Source organism: Gilliamella sp. X-23 (assembly GCF_057063545.1).
Genome location: NZ_JBXSQG010000007.1, coordinates 82,976 through 106,391 on the forward strand (window position 1 = coordinate 82,976; position 23,416 = coordinate 106,391).

Annotated in this window: 24 protein-coding genes and 1 tRNA gene; 21 read left to right on the forward strand and 4 right to left on the reverse strand. The window is 36.8% G+C overall.

Annotated elements, in window-relative coordinates:
• The first annotated feature begins 52 nt into the window (after positions 1-52).
• The 9 genes from glmM to ACYH9I_RS06585 all read left to right on the forward strand — a co-directional run bounded on the left by glmM (position 53) and on the right by ACYH9I_RS06585 (position 8,080).
• Positions 53-1,384 (forward strand): phosphoglucosamine mutase, encoded by a 1,332-nt coding sequence (gene glmM, locus ACYH9I_RS06545; protein WP_483559777.1) that lies wholly within the window; start codon positions 53-55, stop codon positions 1,382-1,384.
• A 269-nt stretch (positions 1,385-1,653) separates the two neighbouring features.
• Positions 1,654-2,436 (forward strand): F0F1 ATP synthase subunit A, encoded by a 783-nt coding sequence (atpB, locus tag ACYH9I_RS06550; protein WP_483559779.1) that lies wholly within the window; start codon positions 1,654-1,656, stop codon positions 2,434-2,436.
• Between the two features lie 36 nt (positions 2,437-2,472).
• The gene (gene atpE, locus ACYH9I_RS06555) at positions 2,473-2,703 is read left to right on the forward strand and encodes a F0F1 ATP synthase subunit C (RefSeq protein ID WP_034901511.1); all 231 of its coding nucleotides are present in this window, start codon (positions 2,473-2,475) and stop codon (positions 2,701-2,703) included.
• Positions 2,704-2,727: 24 nt separating this feature from the next.
• Positions 2,728-3,198: a F0F1 ATP synthase subunit B gene (gene atpF, locus ACYH9I_RS06560; protein WP_085247556.1), complete on the forward strand. Its 471-nt coding sequence runs from the start codon at positions 2,728-2,730 to the stop codon at positions 3,196-3,198.
• Positions 3,199-3,211: 13 nt separating this feature from the next.
• Positions 3,212-3,745 carry a F0F1 ATP synthase subunit delta gene (atpH, locus tag ACYH9I_RS06565; protein WP_483559782.1) on the forward strand — a complete coding sequence of 178 codons (534 nt, stop codon included), beginning with the start codon at positions 3,212-3,214 and terminating at the stop codon, positions 3,743-3,745.
• An 11-nt stretch (positions 3,746-3,756) separates the two neighbouring features.
• The gene (gene atpA / locus ACYH9I_RS06570) at positions 3,757-5,298 is read left to right on the forward strand and encodes a F0F1 ATP synthase subunit alpha (RefSeq protein WP_483559783.1); all 1,542 of its coding nucleotides are present in this window, start codon (positions 3,757-3,759) and stop codon (positions 5,296-5,298) included.
• Positions 5,299-5,312: 14 nt separating this feature from the next.
• Positions 5,313-6,182, forward strand: coding sequence for a F0F1 ATP synthase subunit gamma (atpG, locus tag ACYH9I_RS06575; protein WP_483559785.1), 870 nt, complete (start codon positions 5,313-5,315; stop codon positions 6,180-6,182).
• Positions 6,183-6,229: 47 nt separating this feature from the next.
• Positions 6,230-7,612: a F0F1 ATP synthase subunit beta gene (gene atpD, locus ACYH9I_RS06580; RefSeq protein ID WP_065635973.1), complete on the forward strand. Its 1,383-nt coding sequence runs from the start codon at positions 6,230-6,232 to the stop codon at positions 7,610-7,612.
• A gap of 42 nt (positions 7,613-7,654) precedes the next feature.
• Complete coding sequence (locus tag ACYH9I_RS06585; protein ID WP_091350461.1) at positions 7,655-8,080, forward strand: F0F1 ATP synthase subunit epsilon; 426 nt, start codon at positions 7,655-7,657, stop codon at positions 8,078-8,080.
• A 413-nt stretch (positions 8,081-8,493) separates the two neighbouring features.
• On the opposite strand, the gene ACYH9I_RS06590 is transcribed toward ACYH9I_RS06585, so the two are convergent.
• The 4 genes from ACYH9I_RS06590 to ACYH9I_RS06605 form a co-directional block, all read right to left on the reverse strand.
• Entirely contained in the window at positions 8,494-8,955 is a 462-nt protein-coding gene (locus ACYH9I_RS06590; protein ID WP_483559787.1) for an SMI1/KNR4 family protein, read from the reverse strand.
• Between the two features lie 175 nt (positions 8,956-9,130).
• A complete protein-coding gene (locus ACYH9I_RS06595) occupies positions 9,131-9,622 on the reverse strand; it encodes a hypothetical protein (RefSeq protein WP_483559789.1) in 492 nt (163 codons plus the stop codon).
• Positions 9,623-9,901 carry an EndoU domain-containing protein gene (locus ACYH9I_RS06600; protein ID WP_483559791.1) on the reverse strand — a complete coding sequence of 93 codons (279 nt, stop codon included), beginning with the start codon at positions 9,899-9,901 and terminating at the stop codon, positions 9,623-9,625.
• Positions 9,825-10,340 carry a hypothetical protein gene (locus ACYH9I_RS06605; protein WP_483559792.1) on the reverse strand — a complete coding sequence of 172 codons (516 nt, stop codon included), beginning with the start codon at positions 10,338-10,340 and terminating at the stop codon, positions 9,825-9,827. The genes ACYH9I_RS06600 and ACYH9I_RS06605 overlap by 77 nt, the downstream gene beginning before the upstream one ends.
• 553 nt (positions 10,341-10,893) lie before the next feature.
• Between ACYH9I_RS06605 and recC the strand changes: the two genes are divergently transcribed.
• From recC to prfB, 12 genes are all read left to right on the forward strand, one after another.
• Positions 10,894-14,103 carry an exodeoxyribonuclease V subunit gamma gene (gene recC, locus ACYH9I_RS06610; protein WP_483559794.1) on the forward strand — a complete coding sequence of 1,070 codons (3,210 nt, stop codon included), beginning with the start codon at positions 10,894-10,896 and terminating at the stop codon, positions 14,101-14,103.
• Positions 14,104-14,113: 10 nt separating this feature from the next.
• Positions 14,114-14,905: a TatD family hydrolase gene (locus ACYH9I_RS06615; protein WP_483559796.1), complete on the forward strand. Its 792-nt coding sequence runs from the start codon at positions 14,114-14,116 to the stop codon at positions 14,903-14,905.
• Between the two features lie 53 nt (positions 14,906-14,958).
• Positions 14,959-15,924, forward strand: coding sequence for a ketopantoate/pantoate/pantothenate transporter PanS (panS, locus tag ACYH9I_RS06620; protein WP_091350450.1), 966 nt, complete (start codon positions 14,959-14,961; stop codon positions 15,922-15,924).
• A gap of 129 nt (positions 15,925-16,053) precedes the next feature.
• The gene (locus ACYH9I_RS06625) at positions 16,054-17,457 is read left to right on the forward strand and encodes a DHA2 family efflux MFS transporter permease subunit (RefSeq protein WP_483559797.1); all 1,404 of its coding nucleotides are present in this window, start codon (positions 16,054-16,056) and stop codon (positions 17,455-17,457) included.
• A gap of 4 nt (positions 17,458-17,461) precedes the next feature.
• A complete protein-coding gene (locus ACYH9I_RS06630) occupies positions 17,462-18,094 on the forward strand; it encodes an MBL fold metallo-hydrolase (protein ID WP_483559798.1) in 633 nt (210 codons plus the stop codon).
• A gap of 153 nt (positions 18,095-18,247) precedes the next feature.
• Positions 18,248-18,835: a biotin transporter BioY gene (locus ACYH9I_RS06635; protein ID WP_483559799.1), complete on the forward strand. Its 588-nt coding sequence runs from the start codon at positions 18,248-18,250 to the stop codon at positions 18,833-18,835.
• Entirely contained in the window at positions 18,819-19,394 is a 576-nt protein-coding gene (locus ACYH9I_RS06640) for a YiiX/YebB-like N1pC/P60 family cysteine hydrolase (protein ID WP_483559800.1), read from the forward strand. Before ACYH9I_RS06635 ends, ACYH9I_RS06640 begins: the two co-directional genes overlap by 17 nt.
• 86 nt (positions 19,395-19,480) lie before the next feature.
• Positions 19,481-19,556, forward strand: a tRNA-Asn gene (locus ACYH9I_RS06645).
• A 215-nt stretch (positions 19,557-19,771) separates the two neighbouring features.
• Positions 19,772-20,500 (forward strand): type 1 glutamine amidotransferase, encoded by a 729-nt coding sequence (locus tag ACYH9I_RS06650; RefSeq protein WP_483559802.1) that lies wholly within the window; start codon positions 19,772-19,774, stop codon positions 20,498-20,500.
• A 35-nt stretch (positions 20,501-20,535) separates the two neighbouring features.
• Positions 20,536-21,363, forward strand: coding sequence for a VanW family protein (locus ACYH9I_RS06655; protein WP_483559803.1), 828 nt, complete (start codon positions 20,536-20,538; stop codon positions 21,361-21,363).
• A gap of 136 nt (positions 21,364-21,499) precedes the next feature.
• Positions 21,500-22,126 (forward strand): Fe-Mn family superoxide dismutase, encoded by a 627-nt coding sequence (locus tag ACYH9I_RS06660; RefSeq protein ID WP_091350432.1) that lies wholly within the window; start codon positions 21,500-21,502, stop codon positions 22,124-22,126.
• Between the two features lie 187 nt (positions 22,127-22,313).
• Positions 22,314-23,412, forward strand: a protein-coding gene (prfB, locus tag ACYH9I_RS06665; protein WP_483559804.1) for a peptide chain release factor 2 whose coding sequence is annotated in 2 segments (ribosomal slippage) — positions 22,314-22,388 and positions 22,390-23,412 — 1,098 coding nt in all. Because the reading frame shifts where the segments join, the coding sequence is not laid out codon by codon here.
• The last annotated feature ends 4 nt before the right edge of the window (positions 23,413-23,416 follow it).

Here is a 23,416-nt window from a genome sequence, read left to right on the forward strand (position 1 = left end):
TTACAAATTAAAATATGCGTTTATCAAAAATAATTTAGTGTGAGGAAATAAAATGTCTAATCGAAAATATTTTGGTACAGATGGGATTCGCGGTAAAGTTGGAGAATATCCTATCACACCAGATTTTGCGCTCAAATTAGGCTGGGCAGCAGGTCGTGTGCTTGCCAAAGATGGCGTGAAAAAAGTATTAATCGGTAAAGATACTCGCATTTCAGGCTATATGCTTGAATCGGCACTCGAAGCAGGATTTGCCTCGGCAGGTGTTGCTGCGGCCTTTACAGGCCCAATGCCAACCCCAGCGATTGCCTATTTAACCCGTACTTTCCGGGCCGATGCCGGCGTTGTTATTTCTGCCTCACACAACCCTTTTTATGATAATGGTATTAAGTTCTTTTCAACTGAAGGGAAAAAGCTTGATGACACTATCGAATTAGAAATTGAAGCTGAACTTGAAAAAGAGATCGATTGCGTAGAGTCCAAACAACTTGGTCGAGCAAGCCGTATTACTGACGCCGCAGGCCGCTACATTGAATTCTGTAAAAGTACATTCGATCATGATTTAAGTTTGGCAGGATTAAAAATTGTCGTCGATTGCGCTAACGGTGCCACCTATCACATTGCCCCTAAAGTATTACGAGAGCTTGGTGCGCAAGTGATTAAAATTGGCTGTGAGCCAGATGGAGTAAATATTAATGAAAATTGTGGAGCAACTGACGTAAAAGCACTAGCCAAATGTGTTATTGATGAAAAAGCCAATCTAGGCTTTGCATTAGATGGTGATGGCGATCGCATCATCATGGTTGATCATGAAGGTCGCAAAGTTGATGGTGATTTAATTATCTATATCATTGCACGCGAAGCATTAAGACAAGGTCAACTTAAAGGCGGCGTTGTCGGCACATTAATGAGCAATATGGGGCTTGAGATAGCGCTTAAAAAGCTTGGTATTCCTTTTGTTCGTGCCAAAGTTGGAGATCGTTATGTGCTTGAAAAACTGGTCGAAAAAGATTGGCGCTTAGGCGCTGAAAATTCGGGTCATGTTTTATTATTAGATAAAACAACAACAGGAGATGGTATTGTTGCTGGCCTACAAGTACTAGCTGCAATGGTACGCAATGACATGTCATTAGCTGATTTATGTAGCGGTATGACAATGTTGCCACAAGTGTTGATTAATGTTAGATTTTCGGGTGAGCATGATCCACTAAATAGCACTACAGTAAAATCGGCAATTGAGCAAGCAGAAAAACAACTTGGTCATCATGGTCGAGTGTTGATTCGTAAATCAGGAACCGAACCGTTAATTCGTGTCATGGTGGAAGGAAGTAATCAACACGAAGTGCAAAAATTGGCCCAAAATATCGCAGCAGCACTTACATCTTAAAGTTAACGTTTGAAATAGCACAATTTATACCCATTAATTAAGCCATTAATAGGCTAATATTTAGATTAAAATAATAAAAGAAGTTATACATATTTGCGTAAAATTAGTAAAAAGTGTTTAAATTCTTAATTTAGCTAATCAAAGGTTGACTTGGTATAGGCTATTAGGTTTAAAATAGTAACTTCAATTTATTACAGCGATTGCTTATACCTTTTTGAATGAAACTATAAGCAATATTTTATTTTTAGAAAATAGGTTAAGAGGGTTATATGTCAGTTTCCTCTCCAGCTTCACCACAAGCTTATATCAAGCACCATCTTGAGAACTTGCAAGTAGGTTCCGGTTTTTGGACCTTTAATCTTGACTCATTGTTCTTTTCGATTCTACTTGGTGTTATCTTTTTGTGGATTTTTCATCGTGTTGCCCAAAAAGCAACCAGTGGCGTACCAAGTAAGCTACAATGTGCAGTAGAAATGATCTTTGAGTTTGTCAACAATACTGTTAAAGACATGTTCACCGGTCAAAATAAACTCATTGCACCTTTAGCATTAACGGTATTTATTTGGGTTTTCTTGATGAATTTAATGGATCTTATCCCGGTTGATTTTCTCCCTTATGCCGGTCAATATTTAGGTCTATCACATTTAAGAGTAGTGCCAACTGCAGATGTTAGCATTACCATGTCAATGTCTTTAGGTGTGTTTGCACTTATCATCATTTATTCAATTAAGTACAAAGGGGTTTCAGGGTTTATCAAAGAATATACCTTACACCCATTTAACCACTGGGCATTTGCGCCTATCAATTTAGTACTTGAATTAGTTAGTCTATTAGCGAAGCCTGTTTCTTTAGGACTTCGACTTTTTGGAAATATGTACGCAGGTGAACTTATCTTCATCCTAATTGCTGCATTATTACCTTGGTGGTCACAGTGGGTATTATCGTTACCATGGGCCATTTTCCATATTTTAATAATTACGTTACAAGCTTTTATTTTTATGGTGTTGACGATCGTCTATTTAGCTATGGCGTCGGCAACGGAAGATCATTAATTTTAATATTTTTTTGATAATAAACTGGAGTATATAATGGATAGTATGTTATTTGTAGCCGCAGGCATCATGATGGGATTAGCTGCAATTGGTGGTGCAGTTGGTATTGGTTTATTAGGTGGCAAATTTTTAGAAGGTGCTGCTCGTCAACCAGAATTGATGCCTATGTTACGTACTCAATTCTTTATCGTTATGGGCCTAGTTGATGCGATCCCAATGATCTGTGTGGGTATTGCACTTTATGTTATTTTTGCTGTCGCAGGTTAATAAAAATTTAAGAGGAATCGTGTCATGAATATGAACGCAACTCTCCTCGGCCAAGCAATTACATTTGTATTGTTTGTTTGGTTCTGTATGAAGTTTGTTTGGCCTCCTGTTATTGGCGCAATTGAAAAACGCCAAAAAGAGATCGCCGAAGGACTTGCTTCAGCAGAAACAGCAAAAAAAGATTTGGAATTAGCCAAAGCAAATACATCTGACATAATGCAACAGGCTAAGGTTGAGGCTAATGCAATTATTGAGCAAGCCAACAAACGTAAAGCAGCCATTCTTGAAGAAGCAAAACAAGAAGCTTCTCGTGAAAAAGAACGAATTGTTGCGCAAGGACTTGCCGAAGTAGAGGCCGAGCGCAAACGAGTTAAAGAAGAGCTCAAACAACAAGTCGCTACACTTGCTATTGCTGGTGCAGAAAAAATTATTCAACGTTCTGTTAATGAAGCCGCAAATAGCGACATCATTGATAAACTCGTAGCTGAACTATAAGGAGAATAGAGCAATGGCTGACTTAATTACAATTGCTCGCCCTTATGCTAAAGCCGCTTTCGATTTTGCAGTAGAAAGAAACAGCATCGAATCATGGCATAACATGTTAGTGTTAACATCTGAAGTGAGTAAAGATGCTCAAATAAGAAGTGTTTTAACATCAGACATGAAAACCGATTCGGTGGCTAATTTACTCATCAACATCTGTAAAGATATGTTAGATGAGTTTAGCACTAACTTTATTAAGATTATGGCTGAAAACAAGCGGTTATCACTTCTTCCTGAAGTCTTAACCTTGTTTGAACAATATTGTTTAGATAGAGAAGCACAAGCAGATGTAGATGTTATTTCTGCCAATGAGCTAACTAATGAACAACTTAATAAAATTTCTGTCGCTGTCGAAAAACGTTTATCACGAAAAGTAAAACTAAAATGTCATATAGATAAATCGCTCATTTCTGGTTTTATTATTCGTACGGGCGATATGGTTATTGATAGTAGTATCAGAGGGCGTTTAAATCGTTTAAATGACGCTCTACAGTCTTAAGGGGACTGATAATGCAGCTAAATTCAACTGAAATAAGTGAACTAATTAAAGAGCGGATAGCTCAGTTCAATATTGTGAGTGATGCTCACAATGAAGGAACTATCATATCTGTAAGTGATGGTATTCTTCGAATCCACGGATTAACTGATGTAATGCAAGGTGAGATGATTGCATTACCAGGCAACCGATATGCAATGGCATTAAACCTTGAAAGAGACTCTGTCGGTGCGGTAGTTATGGGACCATACGAAGACTTGTCTGAAGGTATGAAGGTACAATGTACTGGTCGTATTTTACAAGTACCAGTTGGTGAAGGTTTATTAGGTCGCGTTATTAATACACTAGGCGAACCAATTGACGGTAAAGGCTCACTTCAACATGATGGCTTTTCACCTGTCGAAGTTGTTGCTCCAGGTGTTATCGATCGTAAATCCGTTGACCAAGCATTACAAACCGGTTATAAAGCCGTTGACTCAATGATTCCAATTGGACGAGGTCAACGTGAGCTTATCATTGGTGACCGTCAAACAGGTAAAACAGCGCTTGCTGTCGATGCCATCATCAACCAACGCGACTCAGGGGTAAAATGTATTTATGTTGCCATTGGTCAAAAACAATCAACTATTGCAAATGTTGTGCGTAAACTAGAAGATCATGGTGCACTTAAAAACACAATTGTCGTTGTAGCATCAGCATCTGAATCAGCTGCGTTACAATACTTAGCTCCTTATGCTGGTTGTGCAATGGGTGAATACTTCCGCGACCGTGGTCAAGATGCATTAATTGTTTATGATGATTTATCTAAACAAGCCGTTGCTTATCGTCAAATTTCATTACTACTTCGTCGTCCACCTGGACGTGAAGCTTATCCAGGTGATGTATTTTATCTTCACTCTCGTTTACTTGAACGTGCAGCGCGCGTGAACGAAGCTTATGTTGAAGAGTACACAAAAGGCGAAGTTAAAGGTAAAACAGGTTCATTAACAGCATTACCAATTATTGAAACTCAAGCAGGTGACGTTTCGGCATTCGTACCAACTAACGTAATTTCGATTACTGATGGTCAGATATTCCTTGAAACTAGCTTATTTAACTCAGGTATCCGTCCTGCGGTTAACCCGGGTATTTCGGTTTCACGTGTGGGTGGTGCTGCGCAAACGAAGATAATGAAAAAATTATCAGGTGGTATTCGTACCGCACTGGCGCAGTATCGTGAGTTAGCTGCGTTCTCTCAATTTGCATCTGACTTAGATGAAGCAACAAGAAATCAATTAAGTCACGGCGAAAAAGTAACCGAATTGTTAAAACAAAAGCAATACTCACCAATGACTGTTGCTGAACAATCAATTGTACTTTACGCTGCTGAGCGTGGTTATCTTGAAGATGTAGAACTGGCTAAAGTATTATCATTTGAAACAGCGCTACTTGCTTATGCCCATAGTCAATATGCCGATTTTGTCAAATTAATCGACGAGACGGGTAATTACAATGATGAGATTGAAAGTAAGCTAAAAGCATTACTTGAAAGCTTTAAATCAACTCAAACTTGGTAAGGGTGAGGTAACAAATGGCTAATGCAAAAGAGATTAGAACAAAAATTGCCAGTATCCAAAGTACGCAAAAGATCACTAAAGCAATGGAAATGGTTGCCAATTCTAAAATGCGTAAAACGCAAGATAGAATGGCAGCTAGTCGACCTTATGCTGAAATGATCCGTGAAGTAATTGGACATTTAGCGTTAGCTCAAATAGGCGCCAAACATCCTTATTTAGAAGAAAGAGATGTAAAGCGAGTTGGCTACCTTATTATTTCAACCGATCGTGGTTTATGTGGTGGTTTAAATATCAATCTTTTTAAAACTGTCATTGCTGACATGTCAGCATGGCAGGAAAAAGGTGTTGAAGCTGATGTTGCTTTAGTTGGTTCTCGTGGTGTTTCGTTTTTCTCATCAGTAAAAGCAAACATCTTAACCCAAATGACTAACTTGGGGGATGAACCAAATTTATCCGATTTAATTGGTCCGGTAAAAACAATGCTTGAGGCATATGACAATGGTAAAATTGATAAATTATATATTGTGACGAATAAATTTATTAATACCATGTCACAAAAGCCAACAATTCAGCAATTATTACCTTTACCGCCATCAGAAGATAAAAAGCTCAAAGCTTCATCATGGGATTATATTTATGAGCCTGATGCTAAATCGCTATTAGACGTGATTTTACGTCGCTATATTGAATCACAGGTCTATCAAGCAGTGGTTGATAATTTAGCGAGTGAACAAGCAGCAAGAATGGTGGCCATGAAAGCGGCAACAGATAACGGTGCAAACCTAATTAATGAATTACAAATTGTGTATAACAAAGCACGTCAAGGTGCTATCACGAATGAATTGATTGATATTGTATCCGGTGCAGCCGCTGTTTCAGGTTAGTGCTAAATATTGGCTTATAGTTAAGAAAAAGACGTAGAGGATTAAAAATGGCTACTGGAAAGATTGTCCAGATCATCGGTGCGGTGGTTGATGTCGAATTCCCAGAAGATGCAGTACCAAAGGTATATGATGCATTAGAAGTGGAAACTGGCACTGAAAAATTAGTTCTGGAAGTTCAGCAACAATTAGGTGGTGGCGTTGTTTGTTGTATCGCAATGGGATCATCTGATGGCTTAAGACGCGGACTTAAAGTTGTAAATACAGGTCACGGTATCGAAGTACCAGTGGGAACTAAAACACTGGGTCGTATTATGAACGTGCTCGGCGATCCTGTTGATAAAGCAGGTCCAATTGGTGAAGAAGAGCGTTGGGCGATTCACCGTGCAGCGCCAACCTATGAAGAGCTCGCAAACTCAACTGAATTGCTTGAAACAGGTATTAAAGTTATCGACTTAATTTGTCCATTTGCTAAAGGTGGTAAAGTGGGTCTATTCGGTGGTGCGGGTGTCGGTAAAACCGTTAATATGATGGAGTTAATCCGTAATATCGCTATCGAACACTCAGGCTACTCTGTGTTTACTGGTGTGGGTGAACGTACTCGTGAAGGTAATGACTTTTACCACGAAATGAAAGAATCAAACGTACTTGATAAAGTATCGTTAGTTTATGGTCAGATGAATGAGCCACCTGGAAACCGTTTACGTGTTGCGTTAACGGGTTTAACCATGGCTGAAAAATTCCGTGATGAAGGTAAAGACGTTTTATTATTTATTGATAATATTTACCGTTATACCTTAGCCGGTACTGAAGTATCTGCACTATTAGGTCGTATGCCATCGGCGGTAGGTTATCAACCAACACTAGCCGAAGAAATGGGCTTACTACAAGAACGTATCACATCTACTAAAACAGGTTCGATAACGTCAATCCAAGCCGTATACGTACCAGCAGATGACTTAACTGACCCATCACCAGCAACAACCTTTGCTCACTTAGATGCAACAATCGTATTAAGTCGACAAATTGCTTCTTTAGGTATCTATCCGGCCGTAGATCCATTAGATTCCACCAGCCGTCAATTAGATCCTTTAGTTGTTGGTCAAGAGCACTATGATTGTGCCCGTGGCGTTCAATCAATTCTACAACGTTATCAAGAGTTGAAAGATATTATTGCCATTCTTGGTATGGATGAGTTATCAGAAGATGATAAATTGATCGTTGCTCGTGCTCGTAAAATTCAACGCTTCTTATCTCAACCATTCTTTGTTGCAGAAGTATTTACTGGTTCACCAGGAAAATATGTACCTTTGAAAGACACGATCAGTGCATTTAAAGGAATCATGAACGGTGATTATGACCACATCCCTGAACAAGCATTCTATATGGTTGGTTCAATCGATGAAGCGATTGAGAAGGCAAAATCTCTCTAAGAGATTCATTGAGCGAAGATCGTATTTAATGGAGATCGTATTATGGCACTAACTTCCTATCAATTAGAAGTTGTTAGTGCTGAATCTCACTTGTTTTCAGGTGATGTTCAGCGAATCAGAATCACGGGTAAAGAAGGTGAACTTGGAATTTATCCTGGGCACACCCCTTTACTGACAACCATAAAACCCGGTATGGTTGGCATTGTGAAAGCGGATGGTAAAGAAGAGTTTATCTACCTATCTGGTGGCATATTAGAAGTACAACCTAACATCGTAACCATCTTAGCGGATACCGCTATCCGTGGCGAAGATCTAGATGAAGCAAGAGCACAAGAAGCAGTAAGACAAGCGCAAGAACATATTAATCACCCAAGCGATGATATGTCATTTGCTCAAGCTTCTGCAGAACTATCAAAAGCGTTGGCAAAAATTCGTGTTATCGAATTGACTCGCCGCATGGGTCAATAGTTTGCTTTTTAGTATCTTATCAAAATAATAAAGGTTACTAAAATATCTAGTAACCTTTTTTATTTTTAGGTTAGTCATTAATAATTTAAAATTTTAAAGTGGCTTGAACTGCACCCCAAAATTAAAAGTAAAAAATCCAATTTTTTATACGCTATATTTATTGGGTTAAATTTGAGCTACTACAGATAAAACAACAAGTAACACAGCAGTAACAGCCGGCAACCTGCTACCACTTCTAACCTCTACTAACTATCAAGGAGTTAACTATAGCTAAAACACATTCTTAGCTAAAAATAAACCACAGACAAAGCCCCAGACCACAACTGACCATTAGTGGGCAACCCTGTTATCATTAAGATTGAACAGGGCAAGTTGATTGTGGAGATTGATTTACCAGTTTAAAAAACTATAATTTATAAATAATCTTTAATTCTTTTATATAAAAATTCATAAAAATTAGTAGCATAAAACTTACATTCAGCAGATGAGAACATAATGTATATTGGACATTCCCCATTATCAAATTTAGTATAATCAAAATAATACACATCACCAAAATCTGTTTGGCTAACAACAAGTTGTGTGTTTTTTATAATGTTATTTTTCATATCAATGATATGATGATAAACAATATCCCCACCATTAACCGATTCAAAATCTAATCCGTAAATGCTGTATATTTCCTCTCCACATATTTCACCACCACGGTATTCACGTAAAAACCATTTATAAGAATTAGTTAAAGGAAAACCTAAATATTTTTCAGCTTTTAAAATCCATGATTCATCAACCGCATCTTCTGGAGTACCGAAATTAACTATATTTTCATTTTTATTGATGAATTCAATTAGTACATTTTTTGTTATTTCATTCATAATTTTTACCTATATGTTTTTGCTCTCTCGATCCAATATTGAGTTTTCCATTTATTGAACTTTCATCACCATTTCAGTACTAAATTCTTCACCATTATTCAATCTTTTATTGAGTTTGAACTACTACAGCTCTAGAAAGTAATCAAAGATCCCCGTTCTGGGGATCTGGGTTTTGTTAACATGCGTAAGGAACCAGATGAGAGTTTGGCAATCCATTATAGATATCAATTGCTTCTTGACCTTCAGCAATAAACTCAACATCAATAGGTTCGGGCGGATTATTAGGATCTTTATAATCCCCTTCTAAAAAAGTTTTATATTGCTCTAACACATATAAAAGCTGCTCTCTGGTCATGATAACTTGTTGCTCTTCAACATATTCAGTACCAATAAAAACAAAATCCCCAGTAATCAATACCCAGTGAGCATTACCAATGCCAAACATGCCATCTGGTGCTCGGCTATGTTCTAAATCTGTCAGATTGTTAATCCAGATATTGACTGAGTTTATTGAATATTGAATATCGTTACCTAACCAAGCAGCAATTTCACAAACTCCATATCCTTGTTTAGGCGCATATCTGATATTTTCATCAAATAACAATCCTGTCGGGCAAAATTCTTTATATTCATTTAACCAAGATAAGAATATTTTTTTACTCTTCATTTATCTTTTACCTTTATAAATTGGCCATGCTGTTGCTCCGGTTCCATTTGGTTTTTTATAATAACCTTCCATTTTTATTCCACTTGAAGACATTCCCTGCCACATGTTTTTGTATTTTTGATGTGGTTTCGAGTTTTCAAAAGCACTTTTAATTTCCATTTCTGTTTGGCGCTTAGACCAATGCTCAGGGAAGAAGGTTGTTTCAGCTTGTTTTTTTATACCATTTACCAGTTGCAGGATCTCTAACTGATATATAACCTTTTGTGACACCATTAGCATCTGCAGCACCTGTCCATGTATCTACTCTAATATTCGGATCTTTTAAATAATGCCCTCCTGTACCAACCTTGGTACCATTTGCATAAGTTTTTATCTCACCATTTAAAATATGTTCAGTATTGATCGTTACCTGAGTACCTTTACCGGCCTGTTGTTGAACTAATTCTGCCGGTGTGGAAGATGGTTTAAAGTCCTCAAGGTATTCTCCTGCTTTATTTCCTGTATGCGGATCTACTGTTAATTTACTTTCACGATCAACCTGACGTTTTATCGTTTCTAGTTCCTTTTCCGATAACTTCTGCCCTGTAGCTCTAGCTTTCCAGGCTAAATCGCTCAAACCTTTTGCAGTAACTCCACCTGTTGAGAGCGAAAATAACAATTCAGCATCTGATGTTGACACGCCTAAAAACAATAAATAATTATTTTTTACATTAGTCAAATAATATATTTTTATAATTTATTAATCTTTGATTATGGATTTAGTTAAATTTAAGTATCCATATTGGGATAAATTTTAAACAATTTTAAGATATTGCTGAATTGGCATTATAAATTTATAGCATGCTAGATATAACGTTGATTTTAATGGTTTTTTAACTCATAAAATCACTCATTATTCGCATGCTGACACTTCATAACCTCCGAGGTTTGTTGGATCATTTAATTTTTAAATAAAGGTAAACGCTAGGTTTCGATATCTAGCACTCCACTCGAATAAGTTTTGTTATCACATTTAACTTACCGTTTTAATTTATCTTTAATAGATTTTTATCACGTTGGGAGCTGACCATAAGATCTTTACCCAAATTGGTGAAGGCTATTTTTTTATTCATATTCATTACATCAGCTCATAAAATTAGAATAAAAAAAGCAAGTCACATAACCGCTAATTACTCTTTTTATTATAAAATTGATACTATAATAGCAACTAGATTTATGAGTAACGATCAGCGATAATCTTAACTCACTCTTATTCAATAATGAGTTTTGTTATGTTTACCATTTATCATTCAAACCAAGTCGATCTACTTAAGTCTATTGTAAGTGAATTGATGCGCAGGCAACCATTAGAGGATGTGTTTACACCTGATATAGTCATGGTGCAAAGCCAAGGTATGGCACAATGGTTGCAAATTGCGTTAGCGGATGAGCTTGGTATTGTGGCTAATGTTGATTTTCTTTTTCCAACGCAGTTTATTTGGCAACTTTATCAAACCTTGTTACCCGAGGCGCCAATTGAAAATAGTTATAACGTTGAATCAATGAGTTGGCGTTTGTATTATTTGTTGCCCCAAGTTATTCAACAGCCTGAGTTTAGCGCACTTAAACATTATCTTGATATTGATAAGCAAGATAGAAAGCAGTATCAACTTGCAACACGAATTGCCCATTTATTTGACCAATATTTAGTTTATCGCCCCGATTGGTTAGCCAAATGGGAAGCCAATCAGACGGTTAGTGAATTAAATCATCATTCCGATGAAAAATGGCAAGCTGAGTTATGGCGAAAGCTAATATCGATCAGTCAACCTTATCATCGCGCTAATATTTATCAACAAATGCTTGAAATTTTGTTAGATAATAACTTTGATCGTTCACGTTTAGATTCGTTACCTAGCCGTATTTTTATTTTCGGTATTACCTCGCTACCACCAATTTATCTTTCACTACTTTCAGCACTTGGACAACATATTGATGTCCATTTGATGTTTAATAATCCGTGTAAATGGTATTGGGGCGATATTGTTGAAAAGCAGTTATCAGATATCTTCAATACCCCTGAAAAAAGTCCCAATCCACTTTTAACTTCGTGGGGAAAGCTTGGGCGTGATAATCTGTTTTTATTACAGGAGTTCAATAATAAGCAAGATATTGATGTGTTTGCCGATCAAAACCGAGATTGTTTATTACATGCGATTCAACAAGATATCCTTGATCTTTATCCAATGGTAGAGGCTCAACAACACGTTCAACTCGCAGATAAATCTGTATCTTTTCATGCTTGCCATAGCGAACAACGTGAAGTTGAAGTGTTATATGATTATCTTTTATCTGTTTTTGATGCTGATCCTACATTAGAATTACGTGATTGCATTGTAATGGTGTCGGATATTGATAAATATGTTCCTTATATTCGTGCTGTTTTTGGCAATGCTTATGAAAAGCGCTATTTGCCTTTTACGATTTCTGATCAAAAAGCGCGTAACATTGATCCAATAGTGCAAGGTTTTTTCACTATATTAAATTTTCCACAAAGTCGATTTACTGCTGAAGAACTGTTTAATTTATTAGAGATCCCAGCTATTTCAGAAAAATTTGCAATTAGTGAATCCCAGTTAACTTTATTACGTACTTGGATTATTGAATCGGGCATTCGTTTTGGTCTTGAAAGTGCGCATAGCTGGTTATTTGGACTTGAACGGTTATTACTAGGCTATACCATGAGTAGTGAACAAGGTGGTTGGCAACAGATCTTGCCGTATGATGGCGCGACAGGCTTAGATGCCGAATTAATCGGCCAATTAGCTGAGTTTATTAAAATTGTAAGTAAATGGTTTACAACCTTAAGTGAAGAAAAACCACTAATTGAATGGCAAAGTTGCTGTCTTGAACTGATTAACGATTTTTTTGTCAACAACCCACAACGTGAATCAATTTTATTAATGATCGAAGAAGAATGGCAAAAATTAATTAATAGTGGTTTAGCTGCTAATTATCCTGATAATATTTCTATCACAATTTTGCATGATGCGATGCAATCGCGCTTAGAGCAAAATCATCTAGCACATCGTTTTTTAGTTGGCAAAATAAACTTTTGTACCATGATGCCAATGCGCTCCATTCCATTTAAAGTGGTCTGTTTGCTGGGTATGAATGACGGCGATTATCCGAGAACATCGCTTCCACTTGACTTTGATCTTATTGCACATCACCCAAGACGAGGCGATCGCAGCCGTCGTAATGATGACCGCTATCTATTTTTAGAAGCTATTTTATCAGCGCAAAACCAACTATATATTAGCTATATTGGGCGAGATATGAAAGATGATAGTGAGCGTTATCCATCAATACTAGTTGATGAACTTTGGGAGTATATTGCACAATATTATAACAAGCCTGCTAATCCAGTTGATAGCTTGACAAATAACTTGGATTTTTTACGTGTAAACCATACACGAACACCATTTAACCCCCAAAACTTTTTGCAAGATCCCAAAAGTTATGCTGATGAATGGTTACCCGCTGCATTACAACAAGGAAAAAATCAAGAATTTATTAGTGAAATAGCCACTATTAGCGTCGATAATATCAATCTTGACGAACTAAAACGATTTTACCAGCACTCAATTAGGCTGTTTTTACAAAAACGTTTTAATTTTTATATTAACTATCTTGATGATACATTACCCGATGCGGAAAACTTTAATCTTGATAGCTTACAGCGTTATCAATTGAACTTGCAGATTTTAAATCAACTTATCACTAAAGAATCGCAACAACCCGATGATTTTTATCGCCACTTAGCGCTAACTGGTGACTTACCAGACGGCGCATTTGGCCAGATTATTTATCATGAACAAACTAAAACAATGCAATCATTAGCCAATAAAATCTGCCAAGAACGCCTAGAGATAACAACGCAAGAAGTGAACTTAACCATTTCACTGAATCAACAATATTACCAATTACAAGGTTGGTTAACCCATATTCAAGATGATGGTATTTTAACATGGCGCCCTGCAAAACTTTCGATTCGAGATGGTATTTCGTTGTGGATCGATCATTTGGTTTATTGCATCTTAAATCCAGATAAAGTGGAAAGTCAAAGCCGTATCTATGGCAGAGAAGAAAACGAATGGCGTTTTTTACACTTTCCAAGTAATGAGGCTATGACAATTTTAACCACGTTAGTTGAAGGCTATGTACAAGGTATCAATCAACCTTTATTACTACCTGTGCAATGCGCATGGAATTGGTTAATGGCAGCCTATAACAAAAAAACAGGTGAGATTATCGCAAGTGAAAAAGCGATTAATCAACTGTTAAATACTTGGCAAGGTGGATTATACCAATCAGCTGAATGTGATAGCTACTACGCTAGACTTTATCCTGAATTAACGGATGAATTAATTGAACAAATTATTTTTGCTGCCCAACGATTTTTACTGCCAATTTTATTACATCAAGCAACCGTAAAATAAGGGGGGAATTATGTTTATTGATACACACTGTCATTTTGATTTTCCGCCTTTTACTGATCATCTTGCGGATTCAATAGATAAGATTCGCCAAGCGGATATTGTTGGGTTAATCATACCCGCAGTTAGCGCTAATTCTTTTGATACTGTGTTACAACTTGCTGATAATTATAACGAAATCTATGCAGCTTTGGGGTTGCATCCTATTTATAAACATACCATAGCTGATTTAGATCTGTTAACCAATATTGTTAAAGCCAAACCTAAAAAATTAATTGCCATTGGTGAGATTGGGCTCGATCGCTATGATTTAAGTATTGATTGGCAACAGCAGTTATCATTTTTTAGGTCACAATTAGCGCTTGCTAAACAGTTTGATTTACCTGTTTTGATTCATTCACGCAAAGCACACGATATTATGTACCACGAATTACACCGCGCCAACTTACCTTGTCGCGGTATAATACATGGATTTTCAGGTAGCTATCAGCAAGCTATGCAATTTGTTAAGCTGGGCTATTATATTGGTGTAGGTGGCGTAATAAGTTATGAACGAGCGAATAAAACGCGCAATACGATTGCTCAATTACCGCTCGAGAGCCTTGTGCTCGAAACGGATGCTCCCGATATGCCATTAAGTGGCCGTCAAGGTCAAATAAATCGCCCTGAATATATCGCCGAAGTCTTTAAAATATTAACCCAATTACGCAATGAATCAGCAGAACACATACGCAGCACGATTTTAATAAATACCTTGACGCTATTTAGTAGAATAAATAGAATGAAAATCACACAAAACAAATAAAATAACCCTATCATTATTCTAGAATTATTTTATTAAACCCATAGCAGGTTTATATGACCAGACAATTTAATCAGCTATTGATTCGATCTATTATCTCTCTTACCCGATTATTTCCTTTGTGGGCAATACTGTGCGCCGGTGTTGCCTATTTCTTTCCTTATACCTTTATTCCTATACGCCCCCACACCGCACATTTACTTATGTTTGTAATGTTTACCATGGGAGTTACATTAAGTATTGATGACTTTAAACGTGTGGTAACCAAGCCTAAAGCAGTGATAATTTGCACTTTACTACATTATATTGTAATGCCACTAACTGCTTTAATCTTAGCCAAACTGTTTACAATGAGACCAGAATTATTAGTTGGAATGGTGTTAGTCGGTAGCGTTGCCAGCGGTACGGCTTCCAATGTGATGATTTATCTAGCTAAAGGCGATGTTGCGTTATCGGTGACAATTTCATCAGTGTCAACACTAGTAGGCGTGGTTGTAACACCTCTACTCACATTATTATTAGTAGGAACAACTGTTGAAGTCCCTGTTTGGGACATGCTTTTGCATATTGTACAGATCGTTTTAATACCGATTATATTAGGTTTAATTGTTCACCATTTTTTATATCCTATCGTCAAAAAATGTGAACAATTTTTACCACTTTTATCAATGCTCTGTATCTTATTAATTCTGTGCATTGTCGTAGCAGGTAGCCATACGCAAATTGGTCAAGTGGGGGGCACCGTTATTTTTGCAGTTGTGATTCACAATGCATTAGGTTTACTTGGCGGTTACTGGGGGGGGCGTTTATTTGGTTTTGATGAATCAACTTGCCGAACCATGTCACTTGAAGTGGGAATGCAAAATTCCGCTCTTGCCGCTACCTTAGGTACTACCTACTTTTCGGCCTTATCTGCGCTGCCCGCGGCAGTATTTTCGGTTTGGCACAATATCTCCGGTTCATTACTAGCTGGCTATTGGCAAGATAAATCTGTTAAGAATAAGAAAAAAGCCAATAATTAATAAATAATATTGTAAAATGGCATTCATCTGCTCTCTTTCTTAATAAAATAATTAGTAAGAGAGCTTAATTTTCAGTACTTATAGCCAACCGCTCACCCAGCATTTAAATTAATTTTAGGCAAAATTAAAATGAATAGCGAATTACAGTTACCACCCTTTGTTTATCGAATATTACCATGGATTGCGGCATTTGCATTTTTCATGCAATCGCTTGATACCTCGATATTAAACACTGCGCTTCCCACAATGGCTAAAGATCTTAATGAATCACCCTTAAATATGCAATCGGCAGTAATAAGTTATGCTTTAACCTTGGCATTATTTATTCCAGTCAGTGGTTTTTTATCGGATAAATTTGGCACCAGAAATATTTTTGTGATGGCAGTTTCACTATTCACGCTTGGCTCATTGCTTTGTGCCTTATCCAATTCATTAATTTTTTTAGATATCTCACGTGTTATTCAAGGTATTGGTGGCTCAATGATGGTACCGATATCACGTTTAGTATTAATTAAATCTTTTAAGCGTAGTGATTTTTTAGCCGCCTTAAATACAGCCACCATTCCGGGTTTAATTGGACCTGTTTTGGGACCAGTATTAGGGGGATATTTGGTTGATGTGGTGAGTTGGCATTGGGTGTTTTTTATTAATTTACCCATTGGTATTTTAGGTGTGATAATTAGTTGGAAATATATGCCTAATTTAAAGGGTGAACACATGCCATTTGATCTGTTTGGCTTTATATTTATTGTTATTGCCTTTATTAGTGCCACTTTAAGTGTAGAGGTTTTAAACCAAAATCAGACATATTATTTTCCATTACTACTCGCCGTAATCAGCCTCGTTTTTTTACTTATCTATTATGGGTATGCCAAAAAGAAACCAACACCCTTATTTCCCCTATCACTTTTTAAGATCCATACATTCAAAATTGGCATTATTGGCAATTTAATTTGCCGATTAGGTATATCTGGCGTACCCTTTCTAATTCCCTTGTTGTTACAGGTCGGTTTTGGCTACTCGGCTATTTTTGCTGGTGTGATGCTAATGCCAATGGCTATTGCTTCAATTTGTACTCGAATTGTTATTCCACGTATTTTAGCTCGTTTAGGTTATCGTTTTGTGCTCGTTGCTAATACCATTTTAGCGGGCGTGATGATTGTTTTAATGTCCTTGTTAAATTTATCAACACCACTTATATTAATCAGTTTATTGCTATTTTGTATTGGTGGTATCAATTCTATGCAATATACCGCGATGAATAGCATAACCTTAGCAAACTTAGAAAAGGAAAATACGAGTAGTGGCAATAGTTTAATGGCAGTTAATCAACAGCTTGCAATCAGTTTTGGTACAGGATTTGGTGCAGTTTTACTGCGATTAATTAGCAACTCTGCTAGTACTATTCACGCGTTTCAATTAACATTTGTTATACTCGGTGTGGTTACAGTGCTATCAAGCATTATTTTTGCGCAACTAAAAAATGAAGACGGCAAAAATCTAATCACCCATCGCCAAGAAATAAGGAGATAAGTATATGTTTCAATATCAAATCGTTCCTGTTACTGCTTTCCAAGAAAACTGTAGCATTATTTGGTGTGATCAAACCATGGAAGGCGCATTTATTGATCCTGGTGGTGAACCAGAACTACTGAAAAAAGCCGTTGAAAAACTAGGTGTAAATATTAAACAGATTTTATTAACCCATGGACATCTAGATCATGTTGGTGCGGCAACCACATTAGCTCAATATTATGATGTAAAGATTATTGGACCAAGCCAAGAAGATGAATTTTTGCTAACAAGTTTGCCACAGCAATGCATACAATTTGGTTTTCCCCATACTGACAGCTTTTTACCTGATCGTTGGTTAAAAGAAGGCGACCAAATTCAAGTAGGTAACATCACCCTTGATGTCCTTTTTTGCCCTGGTCATACTCCAGGACATATTGTTTTTATTAATCATTTGGATAAACTAGCTTTTGTCGGCGATGTATTATTTAAAGGCAGTATAGGGCGAACTGATTTTCCTCGAGGCAATCATACCGATTTAATTTCATCAATCACTAACAAATTATTACCTCTTGGTGATGACTTTATTTTTGTGCCAGGACACGGCCCAATGTCAAGTTTTGGTCATGAACGAATCAGCAATCCTTACTTAGTTTAAGCAAAACCTTATTTTTTGCTATCACGCTCTTTATCTTAGAGTGCGATAGCAACAATTTAACCTTATTGTAAACTTTTTATATAAAAAATAGTTTACAATAAAATGCGTTGCGTTATTATAGTTCTACTATTTATGTATCAAAGGTAGAAAATAATGAAACAACAACTTACTTCGTATTATCCAACATTTATCACGACACTGGTTAATTTATCTTCTTGGCAACGTAAATTACTGGCCACCACTAGTGCAGCATTACTTTTAGGATTAGCTGCTAATATTAGTATTCCGACATATCCTGTTCCATTTACATTACAATCATTGGCAGTATTACTAATTGGTGCTTTTTTAGGTCGTAAATTAGGTGCATTAGCAATAATTCAATACCTTTTTTTAGGCGCGATGGGATTACCGCTATTTGCTAATGGTAGTGGTGGGATTATGGCACTAGCGTCACCTTCTTCCGGTTACTTATATGGCTATGTATTTAGTGCTTATTTAGCTGGTTTTGCAGCAGAAAAGGGATATGATCGTCACTTTATTTTAGGCTTAATTGCATTTGCCTGTGCACATCAATTGTTATTTGTATTTGGTGTTGTCTATTTAATGGGTTATTTGCATATTACGCTTATTGATGCGTTAAAAGTGGGTTATTTTCCATTTGTTGGTATTGATGCACTTAAATTTATTATTGCAAGTTGTGTAATGTTTTCTCTATGGCGTTATCGTGCTAAAAATCAATAATATTCAAAGTGGCGATATCATCTTCCAAAGCCTTAACGAAGATAATGATTTTAGTGACGCTATAAACCGTTCTGGCGCAGTGCCTAACATGGATGAGATAACAAAAAATATCAATCATGTTGGTTTATATATTGGCAATAATAGCGTCATTGAAGCGACACAAAAATATGGCGTAATTGAACAATCTTTGGCTAACTTTGTTAGTGCTGCTAGACGTAACATCATTGGTAGAATCCATGATTTAACTGTTATTCAAAATGCATTAAAGCGAGCTAAACATTGCTTAGGTTCACCTTACAATCATAGCTTTCATCAAAATACGGATGGGTTTTATTGTAGTGAACTAATTACTTATGCCTTTAAAACTAAACAAGGTAGTGATTATTTCGCATTATATCCAATGAATTTTAAGGATATAACAACAAATCAAATTTTGCCTTATTGGCTTGATTATTATCGCGATCTAAAACAGAGCATACCACAACAAGAGCTCGGTTCGCATCCACAACAATTACTTAGACAAAAACATTTATTCAAGACAATCCTAACACTTGAATGATTATAAAGGAGGCAAGTTCATACAAAAAAGCATTTAACTATTGACATAGCGCCATAAAATCTATAATATGCGCGCTACATTTCGGTTCCTCCATAGTTCAGTCGGTAGAACGGCGGACTGTTAATCCGTATGTCACAGGTTCAAGTCCTGTTGGAGGAGCCAACTTCTAAATCCCAAACCCATCTGAGATAAATTACCTCCTATACCAAGCTTCTTTTCTTTTTCCAAATTTTTATCCTGTTGATATCAAAAGTCTATATTGTATTTGCGAAAAAATTATTCATAATAATTCAATAATAAATTTATCTTTAGATATATATAATGTCATTGAACCATGATTTTTGGTGATAATATTTATAGGCAAGGAACCTTTATTAATGCATATCCATTTTATTATCCATGAAGCTTTCGAAGCACCTGGAGCCTATGAACAATGGGCTAGGATGCATCATCACACCATAACCTATTCTCGCGTTTATCTTGGTGAACCACTTCCTAATGGCATTGATGATATCGACTTTCTTATTGTTATGGGTGGTCCACAATCGCCATCAACAACCAAACAAGAGTGTGCCCATTTTGATTCCATAGCAGAACAAACTGTGATCTTATCAATGATAAATGCAGGCAAAATAGTTATTGGCGTGTGTCTAGGTGCACAATTAATTGGCGAGGCGTTAGGCGCAAGTCATGCCCAAAGCCCAGAAAAAGAAATTGGAAAATTCCCAATTACATTAACGCAACTTGGTAAAACAAATCCTTTATTTGCTGATTTTGGCAATACATTAGAAGTCGGTCATTGGCACAATGATATGCCTGGTTTAACCAAAGATGCCCAAATTATAGCTTATAGTGCAGGGTGTCCGCGGCAAATCATTGCCTATAATAAATTCGTTTATGGGTTTCAATGCCATATGGAGTTCACGCCTGAAGTTGTTGAGTTGCTGATTGCCCATTCGCAAAAAGAGCTTAATCAAGCTGCCAATCACCGCTTTGTTGATACGCCTGAAACGCTTCGCTCGCATGATTACACGGCAATGAATCAAAAACTTTTTACTTTTCTCGATAAGTTGAGCCAGCACTATCAATCATCTTTAGAAAAATAATTGATTATATATTGTAGATAAGGAAATGGAAAATTATGAAGGATATCATTGTCGATAAACCGATAAAACGCAGTAAATTAAGGCTGAAATTAGGCAAAGAGTATTTTATCTTAAAACGAAAATTTGATTGGTGGCGACATCGTCATACCTATAGTACTGTCGACATAAATAATAATACCTGTTGTTATTCACACAAAAAACATCAGTCTGTTTTATTAAGACCACTAAAAGATGTTGATATGTATTTACAATATAATAAGATCACTAATCTTAGATTAGCCATTGAAAAACTTAATGGTTCAATCATTAAGCCCAATCAACGTTTTTCGATCTGGCAAAAAGTAGGACGCCCATCGAAAAAACGAGGATTTTTAGAAGGACTATCATTGCATAATGGACAGATAGGCAAAGATATTGGTGGTGGATTATGCCAATTAGGTAATTTGATTTATTGGATTGTGTTACATTCTGATCTCACCATTATAGAGCGTTGGCGGCATAGTTTTGATGTTTTCCCTGATATCAATCGTACAATTCCTTTTGCTTGTGGCGCAACCTTGTCTTATAACTATGTTGATTTACAATTAATCAATAAAACCAATACCACCTACCGGCTTAATCTTTGGCTTGATGATCAATATTTACATGGTGAATTACTTGCTAATATCCCATTAACTCATCATTATCAAATCCTAGAAACCGATCATCGCATTGAACAACAGTGGTGGGGAGGCTACACCAGACATAATAAAATATGGCAACGCAAAACACATTTAATTGATAACCATGTCGAAGAAAAGCTCATCAGCGAAAACCACGCAATTATGATGTATACCCCATTTATAGCAAGTAATGAAAACTAATTGAAAAAATAATCATCAGCCTAATCACAGATAGCCACTAACTATCTAAGTGATAGTTTGAGGGCTATTCTAATAGCCCGTATACTCATAAGATAAAGTAGTTAATAATACCTAATATATGAAAGGAGCAAATTTCATGGCTTATACTTTACCCCCTTTACCTTATGCTTATGATGCATTAGAACCTTATATCGATTCTGAAACAATGCATCTTCATCACGATAAACATCATCAAACCTATGTCAACAATGCCAATGCTATCATTGAAACTTTATCTGCTGAAATTAAAGAATTTAGCCCAAGCGATTTATTAAAAAATTTAGATAAAGTGCCCGCTGATAAACTTACCGGCATTAAAAATAACGTAGGTGGTCATGTTAATCACACCCTTTTCTGGGAATTATTAAAAGTCGGTACCGAGCTAAAAGGTGAACTTAAAGCTGCCATCGAAAAAGATTTTGGTTCAGTTGATGCATTTAAAGAAAAATTTGCAGCAGCGGCAGCCACTCGCTTTGGATCTGGTTGGGCTTGGTTAGTATTACAAAATGGTAAACTTGAAGTGGTTTCAACAGCTAACCAAGATTCACCATTGATGGGCGAAAAATTTGCTGGTGTTTCTGGTACACCTATCCTAACGCTTGATGTTTGGGAACATGCTTATTATTTGAAATACCAAAATCGTCGTGTTGATTACATCGGTGCATTTTGGAATGTGGTTAACTGGGATAAAGTTGCTGAGCTATACGCTGAAGCAAAAAAATAACCCAGCTTGCACTAAATATCTTCAACTAAAAAGATGGCGCTTTATGCGCTATCTTTGCTTTTCGCTGAGCACTTTATTCATCAAGTTCAAGTCAAAATGGCAATTGGCAATTGCTAAATTATACCCAAATCCGCTACAATGAACGCTTGTTAAAAAAATCATAAAACTGAGCAAACCAATTTAAATCATGTTTGAAATTAATCCTGTTAAATCAAAGATAGCAGAACTTACCGAACGCACGGCTGTGATTCGGGGGTATCTTTGACTATGATGTCAAAAAGGAACGGCTAGAAGAAGTTAATGCCGAACTAGAACAATCCGAAGTTTGGGCCGATCCCAAAAAAGCGCAAGCGTTAGGTAAAGAGCGCGTTGCACTAGATGAAATTATTAATACTATCAACTCATTAACGCAAGGTCTTGACGATGTTGAAGGCTTACTTGAACTAGCTATCGAAGCGGAAGATCAAGAGACTTTCGATGAAGCAAATAGCGAACTTGAACAACTAGAAAAAAAACTGGCCGGACTTGAATTTCGGCGTATGTTTTCAGGCAATTACGATAGCGCAGACTGTTATTTGGATATCCAATCTGGATCAGGAGGCACTGAAGCACAAGATTGGGCTGAAATGCTACTGAGAATGTATTTGCGTTGGGCTGAATCAAAAGGCTTTGCAACCGACGTGATGGAAGTCTCTGATGGCGATGTTGCCGGTATTAAATCAGCAACGATTAAAGTATCGGGTGATTATGCTTACGGTTGGTTACGTACGGAAACTGGAGTGCATCGCCTGGTCCGTAAAAGCCCATTTGACTCAGGTAATCGACGCCACACCTCGTTTTCGTCAGTATTTGTTTATCCTGAAATTGATGACGATATTGATATCGACATTAACCCAGCCGATCTTCGCATTGATGTGTACCGTGCATCAGGTGCCGGTGGGCAGCATGTGAATAAAACCGAGTCTGCAGTACGTATTACCCACATTCCAACCGGTATTGTGACACAGTGTCAAAATAACCGTTCACAACATAGCAATAAAGATCAAGCCATGAAACAGTTAAAAGCAAAACTGTATGAGCTTGAGATGCAGAAAAAAAATGCCGAAAAACAACAGATGGAAGAAAACAAATCTGACATCGGCTGGGGCAGTCAAATTCGCTCTTACGTGCTTGATGATTCACGTATTAAAGATTTACGCACTGGTGTTGAAACGCGTAATACGCAGGCCGTATTAGATGGCGATTTAGATCAATTTATTGAAGAAAGCTTAAAAGCAGGCCTATAAACCG